Genomic DNA, 17,474 nt, shown 5'->3' with positions numbered 1-17,474 from the left:
CGGTCACGCGGGCGGACGCCGTCCGGCCATCCGGCGCGTAATCGGTCGTCGTTTCGCTCCGAAGGATGCGCAACCGCGCGGAACGCGTTGGTTCGGCGCGTCTGACACAAACATTTATTGGGGTCCTATTTGTTATCATTGTACGTGCTAATAGTATGCACATAGTGGTAGTACTTAAAAGATGACGCCGTGCGACCACCGCCGTGCGAATCCAACGACACAGCAGGACTATGGAATTTGAAGGAGAATTCGAGTTAGACGGTGTACCGCCCGAGAAAGCCTGGATCGTTCTGTCGGACCCGATCGCGGTCCGCGATTCCCTGAAGGGGTGTAAGTACATCACACCGATGGACGACGACTTCAACTTCGACGAGTACGAGCCCGAAGAGGACATCCAGACGCTGCCGGACGCGGACCCGGAAGTCGTCGCCGAGCGAGCCTTCGTCGCGGGCCAGAAGTACGCGGCGCTGATGCAGATCGGCGTCGGGAGCGTGAAGCCGCGCTTCGAGACGACCGTCACCATCGACGAGCGCGACGACGAGAACTTCGAGATGCTCGCCTCCGGCGGCGGCGACGCCTCGGGGAGCAGTTTCAGTATGAACTCGGGGATGCGGATCCACGAGCTCGAAGAGGGCGAGGGCTCCCGGATCGAGTGGTGGACCGAGGCCGACATCTCCGGCCGCATCGCCCAGCTCGGCTCGCGGGTGATCAACCCCGTGGCCAACAAGATCGTGAACAACTTCTTCGGAAGCATCGAGAAGCAGATGTCAGACGTCGACGAGGAGACCGGCGGCGGCGTCACAGACCGGCTCCGGAATATGCTATGAAAGCAGCCCAGTTCGAGCACCACGAACCCACGACGGTCGACAAGGCCGTGAGCCTCCTGGAGAGCCTCGATAGCCCGACCATCCTGGCGGGCGGCCAGAGCCTCGTCCCGATGCTCCGATTCCGGCTCGCGCGCCCGGACACCGTCGTCGACATCAACGGCATCGACTCGCTGGACTACCTCCGCGAGGAGGACGGCTACCTCAAGATGGGGGCCCTGGCGCGGCACGCCGACATCGAGGAGTCGGACCTCATCGCCGAGAAGTACGGCAGTTTCGCCGACGCGGCGCCGCTCGTGGCCGACCCCCAGATCAGGAACCGCGGGACGATCGTCGGCTCGATCGCCCAGGCCGATCCCAAGGGCGACTGGGGATCGGTCCTCATCGCCCACGACGGCGAAGTGGTCGCCCGCGGGCCCGACGGCGAGCGGACGATCCCGGCGGACGAGCTGTTCTTGCTCCCCTACGACACCTCCCTGGGGGAGAACGAACTCATCACCGAGGCGCGGGTGCCGATCCCGAACGAGCGGGAGGGCAGCGCCTACCACAAGCTGAAGCGCAAGACCGGCGACTACGCGATGGCCGGCGTCGGGGCCCGACTCCGCTTCGACGACGAGGGCCGGATCGAGGAGGCCGGCATCGGGATGACGGCCGTGGACATCACGAACGCGCGCGCGTCCGACGCCGAGGATCGCCTCGAAGGCGAGCGGCCCAGCGCCGAGCTGTTCGAGGACGCGGGCGAACTCGCCGCCGAGCAGTCGAACCCCGAGTCCGACGAGCACGGCGACGCCTCGTACAAGGAACGAATGGTCGACGTACTCACCCAGCGGGCGCTCGGCGACGCCGCCGAGCGCGCCGGCGTGGTGAAACGGAGGGTCACACCGTGACAGACGAACGCGAGATCACGCTGACGGTAAACGGCACCGAACACACCATCGAGGTGGAACCGCGACGCCTGCTGGTCCACGCGATCCGCGAGGACCTGGACCTGACGGGCACCCACATCGGCTGCGACACGGGCAACTGCGGCGCCTGTACCGTCCTGCGGGACGGCGAGCCGATCAAGTCCTGTATGATGTTCGCCACCCAGGCCGACGGGAGCGAGATCCTCACCGTCGAGGGGATGGAAGACCTCCCCGAGGCCGGCGGCGACCTCCACCCGCTCCAGGAGGGCTTCCGCGAGGAGCACGGCCTCCAGTGCGGGTACTGCACCCCCGGTATGCTGATGTCCGGGAAGGCGATCCTAGACGAGAATCCCGACCCCGACGAGGCGGAGATCCGCGAGGGGATCAGCGGCAACCTCTGTCGCTGCACCGGCTACCAGAACATCGTCAGCTCGATCGAGTACGCGGCCGACAAGCTCGACGAGAAGGCGGCCGCAGACGGCGGCGTCGTCGCCGAGAGCGGCGAGAGCGACACCGGAGCCGAGCCCGACACGGACGCGAACACGGACGCGGCGCGCGATTCGGCGGCCGCGTTCGACTGCGGCGTCGAGAACTGCTGTGGCGGGCCGGCCGCGGACTCGACGTACGAGCACATCGAGGGCCCAGACGACCGATTCGACGACCTGAACGGAGAACTCGACCGCGACACCACGGAGGAGACAGATGAGTAGCGAATCCGACTTCACGGCCGAACCCGAGGAGCACCAGCACGCCGACGACGGCGGCCCACAGCCCGAGAAGCACTGCGGCCACGGCCGCGGCGGGATGGGCGAATCGGTGACGAGAAAGGAGGACAAGCGGTTCATCACCGGCCGCGGCAACTACGTCGACGACATCAAGAAGCCGGGGATGCTCCACTGCGAGATCGTCCGGAGCCCCCACGCCCACGCCCGCATCGAGGACATCGATGGCTCGCGCGCGATGGCGCTCGACGGCGTCGTCGCGGTGTTGACCGCCGATGACCTCCTGGAACACGATCTGGCGACGATGCCGACGCTGATGGACGACACCCAGGACGTGCTCGTCAACGACAAGGTGAAGTTCCAGTCCCAGGAGGTCGCGGCCGTCATCGCCGAGGACCGCTACACCGCCAAGGACGGCGCCGAGAAGGTCGAAGTCGAGTACGATGTCCTCGATCCGGTCGTCGACGCCGAGGAGGCCTTGAAGGAGGACGCGCCGCTCATCCGCGACGAACTCGAAGACCAGGAGGACAACCACATCTTCGACTGGGACACCGGCGACAAGGAGGCCACAGAGCGGGTCTTCGAGGAGGCCGACGTCACCGTCGAACAGCAGATGGAGTACCAGCGGCTCCACCCCGCGCCGATCGAGACCTGCGGCGCGGTCGCCGACTGGGACCCCGGCAAGGACAAGATGACGGTCCACATGACGTCGCAGGCGCCTCACGCCCACCGGACGCTGTTCTCGCAGGTCTCGGGCATCCCCGAGCACAAGGTCCGGATCGTGAGCCCCGACGTCGGCGGCGGCTTCGGGAACAAGGTCCCGATCTATCCGGGCTACGTCGTCGCCGCGGCGGCCTCCTACGTCTTGGAGCGGCCCGTGAAGTGGATCGAAGAGCGCTCGGAGAACATCCAGACGACCGGCTTCGCCCGCGACTACGACATGACGGGCGAGATCGCCGCCACCGAGGACGGCGTCATCGAGGGCGTGAAGGTGGACGTGCTGGCGAACCACGGCGCGTACAACGCCGCGGCCCAGCCCTCGAAGTTCCCGGCCGGGTTCTTCAACATCTTCACCGGCTCCTACGACGTCGACGCGGCCTACGGGTCGCTGACGGGCGTCTTCACCAACACGGCGCCGGGCGGCGTCGCCTACCGGTGTTCGTTCCGCGTCACGGAGGCGGTCTACCTCATCGAGCGGATGGTGAAGGTGCTCGCCGACGAACTCGACGTCGACCCCGCGGAGATCCGCCGCCGGAACTTCATCCCCTCGGACGCGTTCCCCTACGAGAGCGCGACCGGGTGGAACTACGACTCCGGCGACTACGAGAAGGCGCTCGACAAGGCCCTAGAGATGGCCGACTACGAGCACTACCGCGAGGAGCAACAGCGCCGGATCGAAGAGGACGCCGACAAGCTCCTCGGCATCGGCATCTCCTCGTTCACCGAGGTCGTCGGCGCCGGGCCCGGCAAGCAGTGCGACATCGCCGGGATCGAGATGTTCGACTCCGCGGACATCCGGGTGAATCCCACCGGGAACGCCGTCCTGCGGATCGGCGTCCAGACGCAGGGCCAGGGCCACGAGACCACCTTCGCCCAGATCGTCGCCGAAGAGTTGGGAATGGACGTCGACAACATCACCGTCGAGCACGGCGACACCGACACCGAACCCTACGGGCTCGGGACGTACGGGTCGCGGTCGACGCCCGTCGCGGGCGCGGCCACCGCCGTCGCCGCGCGAAAGGTGCGCGAGAAGGCCAAGTCGATCGCCGCCAACGAGCTCGAAGCCGCCGAGGAGGACATCGAGTGGGACCGCGAGTCCGGGGAGTTCCGGGTCGCGGGCGCGCCCGACCGCTCGATCACGATCACCGAGATCGCGGCGGGCGCGTATATGAATCACCCCGGCGACGAGGAGCCCGGCCTGGAGGCCGTGAACTACTACGACCCGCCGGAGATGACCTACCCGTTCGGCTCGTACATCGTGATCGTCGAGGTCGACCGCGAGACGGGCGAGGTCGACTTCGAGAAGTTCGTCGCGGTAGACGACTGCGGCAACCGCATCAATCCGATGGTCATCGAGGGCCAGATCCACGGCGGCCTCGCCCAGGGGATCGGCACCGCGATGCTCGAAGAGGTCACCTACGACGACAACGGCAACGTCACCGGCGGCGACTTCATGAACTATCTGCTGCCGACCGCGAACGAGATCCCGAACTTCGAGACGGGCCACACCGTCACGCCCTCGCCGCACCACCCGATCGGGGCGAAGGGCGTCGGCGAGTCGCCGACGGTCGGATCGCCGCCAGCCATCGTCAACGCGGTGGTCGACGCGATGTCCCACGCCGGCGTGAGCCACGTCGAGATGCCGATGACGCCCGACCGCGTCTGGGAGACGCTCGACGAGGCGGGGCTGGCGATCAGCCCGAGCCAGCACGTCCACTTCGAGTTCGACGACGGCGCGAGCGAGGAACCGGCAGACGACTGAGCGCCCGTAGTCGGCCGCGCGGGAGCGGTGACGCCGGCCCCCCGCGGCAGCGAACGGGGCGAACGAGCGGAACGAGCGGAAAGCACAATTCCGAGCGGACCGTACGACAGGCGATTCGGCGGGCGGCCACCCGGCCGCAGCCGCCGTCCTCAACGATAGATGACAGGACACGAGACAGACGGGAGCGGAGACGGAGAGACGCCGCCGGCGGACGCCGACGCGACCGACGGCGACGTCGCGGCGCTGGAACGAACGCTCGAAGAGCGAGGCGAACCGTACGCCAGGGTGACGGTCGTCCGCCGGGAACCGCCGGTGTCGGCGAACGTCGGCGACCGGGCGGTCGTGACCGCCGACGGCGACCTCCACGGGTGGATCGGCGGCGCGGCCTGCGCGCAGACGACGGCGACGAGCGAGGCGCAGGCAGCGCTCGAAGCCGGCGAGCCGCGACTCGTCGGAATCGCGCCCGACCCCGACGACGTGGACCGCCCCGGGCTGGAGGCGTTCCCGATGCACTGCCACAGCGAGGGCGTCCTCGAACTGTTCGTCGAGCCCGTGAATCCGCGCCCGACGCTGCTCGTGGTCGGCGACTCACCGATCGCCCGCTCGGTCGCCCGACTGGCCCGCGAGCTCGCCGTCGACGTGACGGTCGTCGACCCCGAGGGCGGCGACCACGGCGACGCGACGACGCTCGCGACGACCGACCCCGCGGCGATCGCCGACGCCGTCGGCCCCGCGCCCCTCGTCGTGGTCGCGTCGATGGGGCAGTTCGACGCCCGCGGCGTCGCCGCCGGCGTGCGTACCGGAGCCCCCTACGTCGGTCTCGTCGCCAGCGAGAAGCGGGGCGAGGAGGTCATCGAGCGCGCCGCGGCGCTCTCGGAGACCGACCCCGAGTCGGTCGCCGACGCGGTGACGAGCCCGGCCGGCATCGACGTCGGCGCGCGGACGCCCGCCGAGATCGCCGTCAGCATCCTCGCCGAGGTCGTCGAAGCGCGGTCGAAGGCGGGACTCGTCGGGGCCGGCGAGGTCGAAGTCGGGGGTGATGCGGACGCGAACGCGGACGTGGACGACGACGCCGATGCCGACGCCGACGACCCCCCGGAGCTCGCGACCGACCCGGTCTGCGGGATGGACGCCGACCCCGAGACGGCCCCGTCGGTCGAACACGACGGCGAGACGTACTACTTCTGCTGTGAGGGCTGTGCGGGCTCGTTCCGCGACGATCCCGAGTCGTACCTGGACGGAGAGGAGACCGCCTCAGCATGAGCCGGCGCGCGTTCGAGTCCGTGACGGAGGCGGACCTGCGACGGCGCTTCGACGACGCGGAGTACGTCGCCGACGACCGCACCGTGACGTCGGTCTATCTCGCACTCACGATGGGCCGGCCGCTGCTCGTCGAGGGGCCGCCCGGGAGCGGCAAGACAGAGCTCGGGAAGGTACTCGCGAGCGCGTTCGACACAGACCTCATCCGGCTCCAGTGCTACGAGGGGCTCACCGCCGAGAACGCGCTCTACGAGTGGAACTACACGAAGCAGCTGCTGGCCGTGCAGGCCAACGAGGGGTCCGTCGTGGGCGACGCGCCGGCGGAGGGCCAACGGGACGGGGACCCGCGGCGGGACCGCTCGGTATTCGACGAGGAGTACCTCCTCGAACGGCCGCTCCTGCGCGCGCTGACCGCCGACGGCGAGGTGCCGCCCGTCCTGCTCGTCGACGAGATCGACCGCGCCGACGAGGAGTTCGAGGCGTTCCTCCTGGAGCTGCTGTCGGACTTCCAGGTGTCGATCCCGGAGTTCGGCACCGTCTCCGCCGACCAGCCGCCCGTGGTCGTGCTGACCTCGAACCGCACGCGCGGGCTCTCTGATGCGCTCAAGCGTCGGTGTCTGTACCTCCACGTCGAGCCGCCGTCCTTCGAGGACGAGTACGAGATCGTGCGCCGGAAGGTGCCCGAACTCGACGTCGCGATCGCCGCCGAGGTGTGCGCCGTCGTCGACCGGCTCCGGGAGGAGGCGTTCCTCAAGCAGCCCGGCGTCGCCGAGACGCTGGACTGGGCGCGGGCGGTGGCGCAGCTCCGCCACGACGAGGACGACGGCCCGCTCTCGACCGACGAGATCGAGCGGACGCTCGGCTGTCTGCTCAAGGAGGCCGAGGACCTCGACCGCGTGGACACCGAACTGCTGGAACAGTTGCAGGCGGCCGCGGCGGCCGCCGACGAACGCCTCGAAGCCTGATCCAGAAGATGACCGAGAGGGAGGCCGACGCCGAGCGCGCATCCGAACGCCCGCCCGGTCCCGGCGACAACGATGGTGACGGCGACGGACGGACGGACGGCGGGAGCCCGGGCGTCGGCGAGAGCGACGACGGCGTCCCCGACTTCCGGGCGGCGCGGCGCCACGTCCTGATCGAGCTGCTCCGCCTCGCGGCGCGGCTCCGAAGCGAGGGCGTGGCGGTCCCGCCGAGCGCGACGATGGAGTCGGCGCGGGCGCTCGCGATCGTCGGCTTGGACGACCAGACTCGCGCGGAGCACGCGCTGCGGGCGACGATGCTCTCCGAGGCCACCGACACCGAAGCCTTCGAGTCCGCCTTCGAGACGTTCTGGCACCGGCTCCGCTCGGGACTGAGCGCCATCGGGACCGACCACGACGGCCCGACCGCCGGCGACGACGGCGACGGCGGCGACGACCGATCGGTACCCACGCCCGAGTCGGCGTCGGCCGCGAGCGACGAAGCAGGGATCCTCGAAGACGCCGAGCCGCCGGAGATGAGCGGGGAAGGAGAGGGCGACGCCGACGTCCGGATCCCCACAGAGCGGCGGCACGCGACCGGCGAGCGCCCGGCGACGACGGGCGAGGGCGACGCCCGGCGGTACAGCGCGGTCGGCGGGCGCGAGCGCGTCGACGTCGACCCCGCGCAGTTGACGAGCGCGGAGGTCGGCGCCATCGAGCGCTTCGTCGACGCCCTCTCGACGGTGCCCGGGCGGCGCCGACGCCACGCCGCGGCGGGCGAGCAGGTCGCGGCGCGGCGGGCGCTCCGGGCGAGCCTCGCCACCGGCGGCGCGCCGATCGACCTGCCGAGCCTGGAGCCGGTCCCGAGCGAACTGCGGTGCTGTCTGCTCGTGGACGTGAGCGGCTCGGTCCTCGACACGATCGATCGGAGCGTCCTGCTCGCCGTCGCCGAGCGGCTGCACGCGAGCGCGCGCTCGGCGGACGTCTTCCTGTTCGACACCGACCTGGTCGACGTCACGCCGCAGTTCGAGCGGGCCGGCGGCGACCCCGCGCGGGCGCTCCGCGAGGCCGAAGTCGAGTGGGGCGGCGGGACGCAGATCGGCGCCGCGTTCGAGACGCTCCGGCGGCAACATCCCTACGCCGTCGACCGGCGTACCGTAGTAGTCGTCGTGAGCGACGGCCTCGACGTGGGCGATCCCGACGTGTTGGCGCGGGGGATCACCTGGCTCGCGAAGCGCGCGGGCGCGGTGATCTGGCTGAATCCCCTGGCCGTCTCGCCCGAGTACGAGCCGCGGGCGCGGGGGATGGCGACCGTCGAGCCGTACCTCGACGCCCTCTTCGGCTTCGCGGAGCCGGCGGACCTCGCCGAAGCCGCGAGGCAGATCGAACAGCGCGGGCTCGGTCGGCGCGTCGGCTACGAGTTCGACGCCCGACGCAGGACCGAACGCGCGGCCGACGCGGGGAGTGACGGATGAGCGGGATCCTTCGGGCCGTGGTCGATCGAATCCGCGAGGCGCGGGACGTCGGGAGTACCGAAATCGAGCGGATCACGGTCGGCGAGCGGGTCGTCCTCGTCGAGATACGGGAGACGAACACGGGCGCGGTCGACGCCGGGCTGGCACACCGGCCGTCCGAGTGGGTCGACGGCGGGGCTGCGACCGCCGAACGCGACGTCGAAGCGCTGCTGGACGGGGCGTGCGACGACGCGACACGAGCCGAGCGGGCGCTCGGGATCGCGACCGCGAACGCGCTCTCGGCGCCGCTCGTCGACTGGCAGACGGGGGATCCGATGGCGCTGCTCGACGCCGACGTCGAGCGCATCGCGACGGTCGGACTGTTCGGCCCCGCGTTCCGGAAGTTCGACGGCGTCGAGGTCAGGGTGATCGAGCGCGAGCCGATCGACGACGTGCCCGACCCCGACGGCATCGCGGTGCGGACCCACACGCCCGCCGGGGCCGACGCGGCGCTCTCGGACGCGGCGGTCGTCTTCGTCACCGGATCGGCGCTCATCTACGGCGGCATCGACCGGTACCTCGCGGCGGCGCCCGCCGAGGCGACGGTGATCGTGATCGGGGCGACCGCGTCGTTCCTCCCCGGGCCGCTGTTCGAGGCGGGCGTCGACGTCGTCGCCGGCGCGTCGGTCACGGACCGCTCGCGGGCTCGCGAGGCTGTCGCGGCGGGGGCGTGCGGCACCGACCTCCACGACGCCGGCGTCGAGAAGGTGTACGTCGCCGGGGCACGCCCCGCGGGCGTCGCGCTCGGCGAACGGGCGGACGGGAGGGGCGGCGAGCGAGCACAGCCGGAGACGACCGAGAGCCACGACGAATCCACGAATCCATGACACAGCGAAACTGGAGCGTTCCCGAGACGGAGGTAGTACAGCGCATCCGCGACCGACTCGACGCCGGCGGCACCGACGTCCTGGCGACCATCGTCGACGTCGACGGCAACGCCTACCGGCGGCCCGGCGCGAAGATGCTCCTCGACGAGGGGGGCGCGGGCGTCGGCAGCATCACCGCCGGCTGTCTCGAAGACGAACTCGTGAAAGTCGGCGCCCGGGTCCGCGAGCGCGGTCGGCCCGAGCTCGTCACCTACGACCTGATGGAGGACGACGACGAGGACGTCTGGGGACTCGGCGTCGGCTGTAACGGCGTCATCGAGGTCCTCCTCGAACCCCTCTCGGAGACCTACCGCCCGGCCGTCGAGGCGTTCTCGGAGGGGAGAGACGTCGGCGTGCTCACCGTCCTCGACGGCGGCGACTCGGCGTTCGAGCAGGGCGACCGCGCGTACTACCACCCCGAGCGCGACGCCCTGCGGACGCCCGACGGCGACGACGCGGCGGACTGGCCGGCGGGGCTCGCGGGGCCGGCCGGCGAACTGGCCGCGGACGGAAAGGCCGACACCGTCACCGTCGATCACGACGGGACGGAAATCGAGGTCTTCATCGACGGGCTGGCCGCGCCGGCCGACCTGGTCGTGTTCGGGACCGGCCACGACGTCGGCCCCGTCACGGAGTTCGCCGCGAAGAACGACTTCCGGGTCACGGTCGTCGGCTTCCGCGGCGCGGTCGACCTCGACGAGCGCTTCCCCGCGGCGGACCGGATCGTCACCACCTCGCCCGCGACCGTCCCGGACGACCTCGACCTCGACGACCGGACCTACGCGGTCGTGATGACGCACAACTTCGTCGACGATCAACTCACGGTCGAGTCGTTGCTCGACGCCGGCGTGCCGTACGTCGGCCTGATGGGGCCGCGCGAGCGCTTCGAGGAGATGCGCGAGGCCTTCGACGAGACCTACACGGAGTCCCAACTGGCGTCGCTGTACACGCCGGTCGGACTCGACCTCGGCGGCGGGTCGCCCTACCAGATCGCCCACAGCATCGTGGGCGAGGCGCTGGCGGTCTCGAACGGGCGGGAGCCGCGGCACCTCAAAGAACGCGAGGGGCCGATCCACGAGCGCGTCGACGTCGAGTCCGACGCGCCCGCGCAGTAGGCTGTTTTCGGACCGAGCTTACATGTAGCCGAGGTCGCGCAGGCGCTCCATCAGGTCCTCCTTGTCCTGGGCGCGGCCCGCGCGCTCGGTCGTGTTCTCCATATCCTGCAGCCACGCCGGCTCTTCTGTGGTCTTGTCGGTCGAGACCTCGCTTCCGAGCGAGCGGAAGCCGGCGAAGTACTTCGGCGAGACGGGGATGTCGTCCATCGCGAGCCCGTTCGGCAGGTCGTCGGCGCCCTGCGGGACGTAGCCGTCGTCGGGGTAGTCCTCGACGGTGTCCGGGACCACGAAGTGCCAGAAGGCCTCCCAGACCGACGCCTCGTCGAACTGGAGGATGGGCTGGATGCGGTCGTGCGGCGGGTAGATGTCGGGGTCGTGCCGCGGCGAGAAGAACGTCTCGTCGGCGCGGGCCTCCTGTTCGTCCCAGCGGACGCCGGAGATGACGCCGTCGATGTCCTCGGATTCGAGGACGTCGTTCAGCGCGACCGTCTTCAGCAGGTGGTTGCCGACGTAGGTGTCCAGCAGGAACGGGAAGGTATCCTCCTCGTATTCGAGGAGGTTCCGTACGTGGTGTTGATTGTGCTCGGAGAGCTCCGAGACGGGGATGTCGTCGCCGGGTTCGAGGTCGTGTTCGTCGACGTAGGCGCCGACGTCCTCGTTGCGGGCGTAGACGACGTCGAGATCCCACTCCTCGGCCCAGTGGTCGACGAAGTCGTGGATCTCGTCGAAGTGCTGGTAGTGGTCGATGAAGACCGCGGGCGGGGTCTCCAGGTCGTACTTCTCGGCGACCTCCTTGATGAAGTACAGCGTGAGCGTCGAGTCTTTCCCACCGGTCCACATCACCGCGGGGTTGCGGTACTCTTCGAGGCCGCGCTTCGTGACCTCGATCGCCTTCTCGATCTTGTCCTGGATCGTCGGGTAATCCTCGGGCGTCTCGCCTTCGCCGTCCGTGTAGTCGACGTCGAGGTAATCGGGGAACTCGTCTGACATCTCGTAATTACATCTAATTACAGTCCGATAAATGCCTTTTGGGATTCGATGAGGCTTCGACGTGAGTGCTCTCGACGCGGAAGAAAGAGATTTTCATAGTATTTCTGTTATGTATTTTCAAATGTTATATAATTCTATATTTTTAGGATTCAGTGTGAATTACCATCTGATAAGCTTTTGAATTACTATTATCTAATTTATGGATAACAGTATTTCATTGTTTGCTGTCTTTTTATTTAGAAGACATATTTCGATTTCCGATGGATCTCCGCTATCCGAGACGGTCGCCCGCCTCGCGATCAGGGACGTCGGGGTCCCGGTCCAGAACACGGGGCGCCGATCGCGACGGCGTAGGCGAAGTGCATCAGAGATCCCGACGCGATCCGGCACCGACCCGGAACCGAACGCGGGAGTCACCCATTATTTTCCATTATTTTGAACCGCCTGTTCGCGGTCGGTTCCGGTCGAGACGCTCCGGCCGAGGTCGAAAATAACACTCGTACAGGCGTGAGAATCGATGGACTTCCATACGATCTTATTTCAATATTGTTGAAACACCCTCGAACGGCTGAGGGGGTCGAATCCCGGCCGCGATCGTCCTCGGATGCATAATTTTAAATACGGTTGGCTGGGAAGATTGCTCCAGTGATGGAAGCCCAGAACGTCCTTGTGACGGGTCCGTTCGGCGAGGCGGGAGAGGCCATCCTCAATCACCTGGCCGAGAAGGAACAGTACGACTTCACCTACCTGAACCGGAGCGACCACCCCGACTACGAGACGCACGTCGCGGACATCGCCGACTACGAGGCGATCCGGCCGGCGTTCGACGGACAGGACGCGGTGATCCACCTCGCCGCGCAGTCCGACGCGGGTGCCGACTTCGAGGACATCATCGAGCCGAACATCGTGGGGACCTACAACGTCCTCCAGGCGATGAAGGACGCCGACGTCCCGAAGCTCATCTACGCGTCCTCACAGCGTGTGATGGGCCTCTACGAGGAGGACCACGCTCCCGACCTCTACGACGAGGACTACCCGAGCGAGCACGATCCGTTCCGTCTCACACACGAGTCGCTGCCGAAGCCCGACGGCTACTACGGCGCCTCCAAGATGTTCGGCGAGCACATCTGCCGGACGCACGCGCGCCGCGACGGCGCCCCCGAGCAGGTCTACTCGCTGCGGATTTCGAGCGTGCGGACCGCCGAGTACGACCACCCCTACGGCGACGCCGAGCGCGGGGTCGACCGCGGCGACGAGCACAAGGTCGACGAGGACGAGGTGTGGGACCAGTCCCAGACCGGCTCGTGGGAGCGCGGCAGCGAGGAGTACGAGGAGATGGTAAAGCGGCTTAAGGCCTCCTGGACCTCCCAGCGGGACTTCGCGCACCTGCTGGAGTGCTGTCTCGAAGACGACGACGTCACCTACGACGCGTTCTACGCGGTCAGCGGCAACGACGCGCGGTGGTTCGACATCGAGCACGCCCAGGCCGTCCTCGGCTACGAGCCGAAGGACAACGGCGGCGAGTGGGACAGCCCGCCGGAGTGACCCGACCGGCACGAATCCCCGCGGCGTAGCCTGAGCGTCCGAGGGTCCGCTACTCGTACTGACGGATTTTCAGCTCGATGATGTTCTTCTTGTTGAGGAGCGCCGGCGCGAGCTCCGTCTCGATCCGTTCGCTCGTGAGCCGACTCCGCGGGCCGCTGATGCTGATGGCGCCGATGGCGCCGTCGGGCTCGGAGACGATCGCCGTCCCGATGGCACAGACGCCGGGGAAGTGCTCGCCGCGGTTGATCGAGTAGCCCCGCTCGCGGATCGTCTCCAGTTCCTCCCGGAGGACCGCCTCGTCGGTGATCGTATCCTCCGTGTTGGCCGGCATCCCGCGCCGGTCGAGCACTTCGGAGACCCGCTCGTCGTCGAACTCCGCGAGGATCGCTTTCCCGGTGGCGGTCAGGTGGAGATAGAAGTGGTCGCCGAGCGAGGCATCGTCGTCGATGGATTCCGGGCTCTCGGACTTGTAGAGCTGCACCGAGTAGCCCCGCTCTTCGACCATCACGTTCGTGTGCTCGCCGGTCTCGTCGCGGAGTTCGTCGAGTTCGGGCTTCGCCGCCCGGTAGAGCGCCATCCCGTCCCGCCGGTCGCCGCCGGTCCGCAGGAACTCGAAGCTACAGCGATACTCGTCGCCGTCGCGGACGAGATAGCCCGTGTCGACGAGCGTCGAGAGGTGGATGTGGGCCGTGCTCACCGCCAGGTCGAGCGCGTCGGCCGTCTCCGAGAGCGTCGCCCCGCCGGAGTCCCGGAGAAATTCAATCACGTCGAAAGCCCGCTCGACGCTCTTCAGTCCGCGTGCGTCCGATTCGTCCGGGTCAGTCATACTCGATCCGTGAATCTCCGGGGTCTTAAGCGCTGTGAGAGATTCCAACGATGTTGAAGTTCGGAGAGATGAAGCGGGGTGGGCGCTCGACGGCGATGGGAGGGCCACGGATGAAGAATTGCGAACCGCGGACAGCGAACTGCGAACTGCGAACTGCGAACGGGGAGCGATCAGTCGCGCCTACTGGATCGAGTCCTCGGGCCCGACGACTTCCAGTTCCTCGAACAGCTCGTCGTAGCCCTTCAGGTCGAAGAGGTACGTGCCGTCTTCGATCTCTTCGCGGGTCGTGTCTTCGGCGTCGAGCTTCTCGCGGGCGAGTTCGAGGACGCGCTCGGCGCCGTCGCCGGGGATGACGGCCAGCCCGTCGTCGTCGCCGACGACGATGTCGCCCGGATCGACGCTGACGCCGCCGCAGGAGACCGTGACGTTGACCGAGCCGGGGTCCTGCTTCAGCGGCCCCTGGGGGTTCACGCCGCGGCCGTAGACGGGGAACGCCATCTCGGCGATCTCGCGGCTGTCCCGGTAGCCGCCGTCGATGACGAGCCCCGCCAGGTCGTTCGCCTTGCAGGAGGTACACATCAGTTCGCCCACGTGGCCGGTGCCGACGTAGCCGTCGCAGTCGATCACGAGGACGTCGCCCGGCTCGGCCATCGTGATCGCCTTGTGAATGATCAGATTGTCGCCCGGAGCGGCCTTGACGGTGATCGCGGTCCCCGCCATCTCGATGCCGTCGGAGGCGGGGCGGATCCCGGGATCCATCGTGATGCCGACGTTCCCGGTGACGTCGGAGACGATGGTGCTCGGGATCTCCTCGAAGGCCGCGACGACGTCGCGGTCGGGTCGCTCGATGTCGTGTTCGATCGTGTGCATACGCGCGAAGAGACGGATACGGCATATCAAACCATCGGAGGCGTCGCGGCGACCGTTCACCGGGCGCGCGTCGCCGCGACTCCAAGATACTTTGACGGTCCGGGTCGGAGGGGGAGATATGACAGACAGACCGACGGTGTACGTGACGCGGGCGATCCCGGACGCGGGGCTCGACCGACTCCGCGAGCGGTACGAGGTCGTCGTCTGGGAGGAGAAGCTCCCGCCAGGGAAGTCCCACATCGAGTCCCAACTCCGCGAGCACGACGCGGAGGGGCTGCTCTGTCTGCTCTCCGACGAGATCGACGACGACGTGTTGAACGCCTCGCCCGATCTGGCGGTCGTCAGCACGTACTCGGTCGGCTACGACCACGTCGACCTCGCGGCCGCCGCCGAGCGGGACATCGCCGTCGGCCACACGCCGGGCGTCCTGACCGAGACGACGGCCGACCTCGCGTGGTCGCTCCTGATGGCCTGCGCTCGGCGGACCGTCGAGGGCCACGACTACGTCGCGGCCGACGAGTGGGAGGCCTGGGTGCCGACGCTCCTGATGGGCGCGGACGTCCACGGCGCCACCCTCGGGATCGTCGGCCTCGGGGACATCGGCGCCGCCACGGCGCGGCGCGCCGCGGGCTTCGATATGGACGTCCTGTACACCGGGCGGAGCCGCAAGCCCGACCGCGAGACGGAGCTCGTCGAGCACGGCGTCGACGCGACGTACGTCGATCTCGAGGACCTCCTGACGGAGAGCGACTTCGTCTCGCTTCACGTCCCCCTGACCGAGGAGACCGAGGGCCTCATCGGCGAGGCCGAGCTGGAAACGATGGCCGAAGACGCCGTCCTGGTCAACACCGCCCGCGGCGAGGTCGTCGACACCGACGCCCTCGACGCCGCGCTCGACGCGGGGGAGATCGGCCGGGCCGGACTGGACGTCACCGACCCCGAGCCGCTCCCGGCCGACCACCGGCTGCTGCGACACGCGCCCGAGAAGCTCGTCGTGACGCCGCACATCGGGAGTTCGAGCGTCGCGACGCGGGGCCGGATGGCCGAGATGGCCGCCGCGAACGTCGAGGCGGGCATCGAGGGCGAACCGCTCCCGAACTCGGCGCTGTCGGACGCGGGCCTCGAATAGCCCTCGGAAGTGCCGCTACCTCATTCCGGAAGCAACAGCACGCGCAGGTCGTTGACGTTGGTGCCCGTCGGGCCCGTCCGGACGAGCGCGTCCCGCTCGTCGAGGTACTCGGCGACGTCGTTGTCGGCGAGCAGCGAGCGGGCGCGCCGGACGTCGTCGACGGTCTCGCGGGAGACGAGGGCGCCGGCCGCGTCGGTCGGGCCGTCGATCCCGTCGGTGTCGACCGCACAGAGGACCGCCTCGCCCGCGTCTCCAGCGGCGAACTCGATCGCGGCGGCGAGCGCGAACTCCTGGTTCGGCCCGCCCCGTCCGTCGCCCCGGACGGTCACCGTCGCCTCCCCGCCGGAGAGGACCGCCAGCGGGGGCTCGGCCGGATTGCCGGTCCGCCGGACCTCCTCGGCGATCGCGGCGTGGGTCTTCGCGGCCTCGCGCGCCTCGCCGCGCACGGACGACGAGAGCACGAGCGTCCCGTACCCCGCCTTGCGGCAGGCGTCGCGGGCGGCCGCGAGCGCGGTGAAGTTGTCGGCGAGGACGTGGACCGAGGCGTGATCGAACGCCGGGTCGTCGGCGCCGGGCGTCTCGTCGATCTCGCCGGCGGCGCCGGCGCGGAGATGCGCCAGGACCGCGTCGGGCGCGTCGACGCCGAACTCCGAGAGCGTCGCGAGCGCATCCGCGTAAGTCGTCTGATCGGGCGAGAGCGGCCCGCTGGCGACGACCGATGGGTCGCCGGAGGTGACGTCGCTGAACACGAGGCCGACCGTCGTCGCCGGCGCGAGCGCGCGTGCCAAACGTCCGCCTTTGACCTCGGAGACGTGCTTGCGGACGGCGTTGATCCGGTCGATCGGCGCGCCCGAGCGGACCAGCGCCTCGGTGAGCGCGCGGAGTTCGGCGAGCGAGACGCCGTCGACGGGCGCCGCCAGGAGCGCGCTGCCCCCGCCGGTGATCGGCGCCAGAACGAGCGTGTCCTCGTCGGCGTCAGCCGCGGCGTCGAGGATCCGGCGCGCGCCAGCGACGTTGGCTTCGTCGGGGACCGGATGCGTCCCCGCGACGACGTCGATCGGCCCGGCCGGCGCGGGGTCGTCGGTGACGACGATACCGCCGTCCAGCGCCTCGCCGAGGGATTCGGCGAGGTGGCTCGCGGCCCGTCCGGCGGCGTTGCCGCCCCCGAGGACGAACAGTTCCTCGTAGTCGTCGAGGTCGTACGTCTCGTCGGCGACTCGGAGCCGCCCGTCGGTCACGTCGACGGCCTCGCCCAGTACCGTCTCGGGGCGCGCCGCGGCGATACCGGCGCGGACGGCCTCGCGTGCCGTCTCGGCGGGCGTCGCCCCGTCCCGGTCGCGTGCGTCGGTCATACCGGCGTTCGGAGCGAGATCCACATAAACGCTGTCGGTGTGGGGGTCGCCGCCGCGAGCCGGCCGAACGGGGTCCGTATGAGATGGTTACTCACCGTACCGAACCGGAGCCGAA

General features: G+C 69.0%; 15 protein-coding genes. 11 read left to right on the top strand and 4 right to left on the bottom strand.

The features are described 5' to 3' along the window. Nucleotides 1-347 precede the first annotated feature (347 nt). From OS889_RS06630 to OS889_RS06590, 9 genes are all read left to right on the top strand, one after another. Complete coding sequence (locus tag OS889_RS06630; RefSeq protein WP_372388391.1) at nucleotides 348-827, top strand: SRPBCC family protein; 480 nt, start codon at nucleotides 348-350, stop codon at nucleotides 825-827. Further along, nucleotides 824-1,711 (top strand): FAD binding domain-containing protein, encoded by an 888-nt coding sequence (locus OS889_RS06625; protein WP_372388389.1) that lies wholly within the window; start codon nucleotides 824-826, stop codon nucleotides 1,709-1,711. The genes OS889_RS06630 and OS889_RS06625 overlap by 4 nt, the downstream gene beginning before the upstream one ends. After that, nucleotides 1,708-2,439, top strand: coding sequence for a (2Fe-2S)-binding protein (locus tag OS889_RS06620; RefSeq protein WP_372388387.1), 732 nt, complete (start codon nucleotides 1,708-1,710; stop codon nucleotides 2,437-2,439). The genes OS889_RS06625 and OS889_RS06620 overlap by 4 nt, the downstream gene beginning before the upstream one ends. Continuing rightward, nucleotides 2,432-4,933 (top strand): aerobic carbon-monoxide dehydrogenase large subunit, encoded by a 2,502-nt coding sequence (locus tag OS889_RS06615; protein WP_372388385.1) that lies wholly within the window; start codon nucleotides 2,432-2,434, stop codon nucleotides 4,931-4,933. Before OS889_RS06620 ends, OS889_RS06615 begins: the two co-directional genes overlap by 8 nt. Before the next feature lie 159 nt (nucleotides 4,934-5,092). Then, nucleotides 5,093-6,196 carry an XdhC family protein gene (locus OS889_RS06610; protein ID WP_372388383.1) on the top strand — a complete coding sequence of 368 codons (1,104 nt, stop codon included), beginning with the start codon at nucleotides 5,093-5,095 and terminating at the stop codon, nucleotides 6,194-6,196. Next, the gene (locus OS889_RS06605; protein ID WP_372388381.1) at nucleotides 6,193-7,158 is read left to right on the top strand and encodes an AAA family ATPase; all 966 of its coding nucleotides are present in this window, start codon (nucleotides 6,193-6,195) and stop codon (nucleotides 7,156-7,158) included. The genes OS889_RS06610 and OS889_RS06605 overlap by 4 nt, the downstream gene beginning before the upstream one ends. An 8-nt stretch (nucleotides 7,159-7,166) precedes the next feature. After that, complete coding sequence (locus OS889_RS06600; RefSeq protein WP_372388380.1) at nucleotides 7,167-8,627, top strand: VWA domain-containing protein; 1,461 nt, start codon at nucleotides 7,167-7,169, stop codon at nucleotides 8,625-8,627. Continuing rightward, the gene (locus tag OS889_RS06595) at nucleotides 8,624-9,493 is read left to right on the top strand and encodes a Rossmann-like domain-containing protein (protein WP_372388378.1); all 870 of its coding nucleotides are present in this window, start codon (nucleotides 8,624-8,626) and stop codon (nucleotides 9,491-9,493) included. Before OS889_RS06600 ends, OS889_RS06595 begins: the two co-directional genes overlap by 4 nt. Next, nucleotides 9,490-10,647, top strand: a complete 1,158-nt coding sequence (locus OS889_RS06590) for an XdhC family protein (protein ID WP_372388376.1) — start codon at nucleotides 9,490-9,492, stop codon at nucleotides 10,645-10,647. The genes OS889_RS06595 and OS889_RS06590 overlap by 4 nt, the downstream gene beginning before the upstream one ends. Before the next feature lie 18 nt (nucleotides 10,648-10,665). On the opposite strand, the gene OS889_RS06585 is transcribed toward OS889_RS06590, so the two are convergent. Then, on the bottom strand, nucleotides 10,666-11,637 hold the full coding sequence (locus tag OS889_RS06585; protein ID WP_372388374.1) for a phosphoadenosine phosphosulfate reductase family protein: 972 nt from the start codon (nucleotides 11,635-11,637) through the stop codon (nucleotides 10,666-10,668). A gap of 648 nt (nucleotides 11,638-12,285) precedes the next feature. Between OS889_RS06585 and OS889_RS06580 the strand changes: the two genes are divergently transcribed. Further along, nucleotides 12,286-13,182: an NAD-dependent epimerase/dehydratase family protein gene (locus OS889_RS06580; protein WP_372388372.1), complete on the top strand. Its 897-nt coding sequence runs from the start codon at nucleotides 12,286-12,288 to the stop codon at nucleotides 13,180-13,182. Between the two features lie 49 nt (nucleotides 13,183-13,231). On the opposite strand, the gene OS889_RS06575 is transcribed toward OS889_RS06580, so the two are convergent. Next, nucleotides 13,232-14,008 (bottom strand): IclR family transcriptional regulator, encoded by a 777-nt coding sequence (locus tag OS889_RS06575; protein ID WP_372388370.1) that lies wholly within the window; start codon nucleotides 14,006-14,008, stop codon nucleotides 13,232-13,234. Between the two features lie 180 nt (nucleotides 14,009-14,188). Further along, a complete protein-coding gene (locus OS889_RS06570) occupies nucleotides 14,189-14,878 on the bottom strand; it encodes a 4-carboxy-4-hydroxy-2-oxoadipate aldolase/oxaloacetate decarboxylase (RefSeq protein WP_372388368.1) in 690 nt (229 codons plus the stop codon). Nucleotides 14,879-14,996: 118 nt separating this feature from the next. On the opposite strand from OS889_RS06570, the gene OS889_RS06565 reads away from it, so the two are divergent. Then, nucleotides 14,997-16,007 carry a 2-hydroxyacid dehydrogenase gene (locus OS889_RS06565; RefSeq protein WP_372388366.1) on the top strand — a complete coding sequence of 337 codons (1,011 nt, stop codon included), beginning with the start codon at nucleotides 14,997-14,999 and terminating at the stop codon, nucleotides 16,005-16,007. A gap of 20 nt (nucleotides 16,008-16,027) precedes the next feature. Here the strand turns inward: OS889_RS06565 and OS889_RS06560 are convergent, their stop codons facing one another. Next, the gene (locus OS889_RS06560; RefSeq protein WP_372388364.1) at nucleotides 16,028-17,359 is read right to left on the bottom strand and encodes a glycerate kinase type-2 family protein; all 1,332 of its coding nucleotides are present in this window, start codon (nucleotides 17,357-17,359) and stop codon (nucleotides 16,028-16,030) included. Nucleotides 17,360-17,474 lie beyond the last annotated feature (115 nt).

The organism is Halobellus sp. MBLA0158, from assembly GCF_041477585.1.
Classification (GTDB): Archaea; Halobacteriota; Halobacteria; order Halobacteriales; family Haloferacaceae; genus Haloquadratum; species Haloquadratum rubicundus.
The sequence above is the reverse complement of the archived record's forward strand: the minus strand, read 5'-3'. Positions and strand labels throughout refer to the sequence as shown.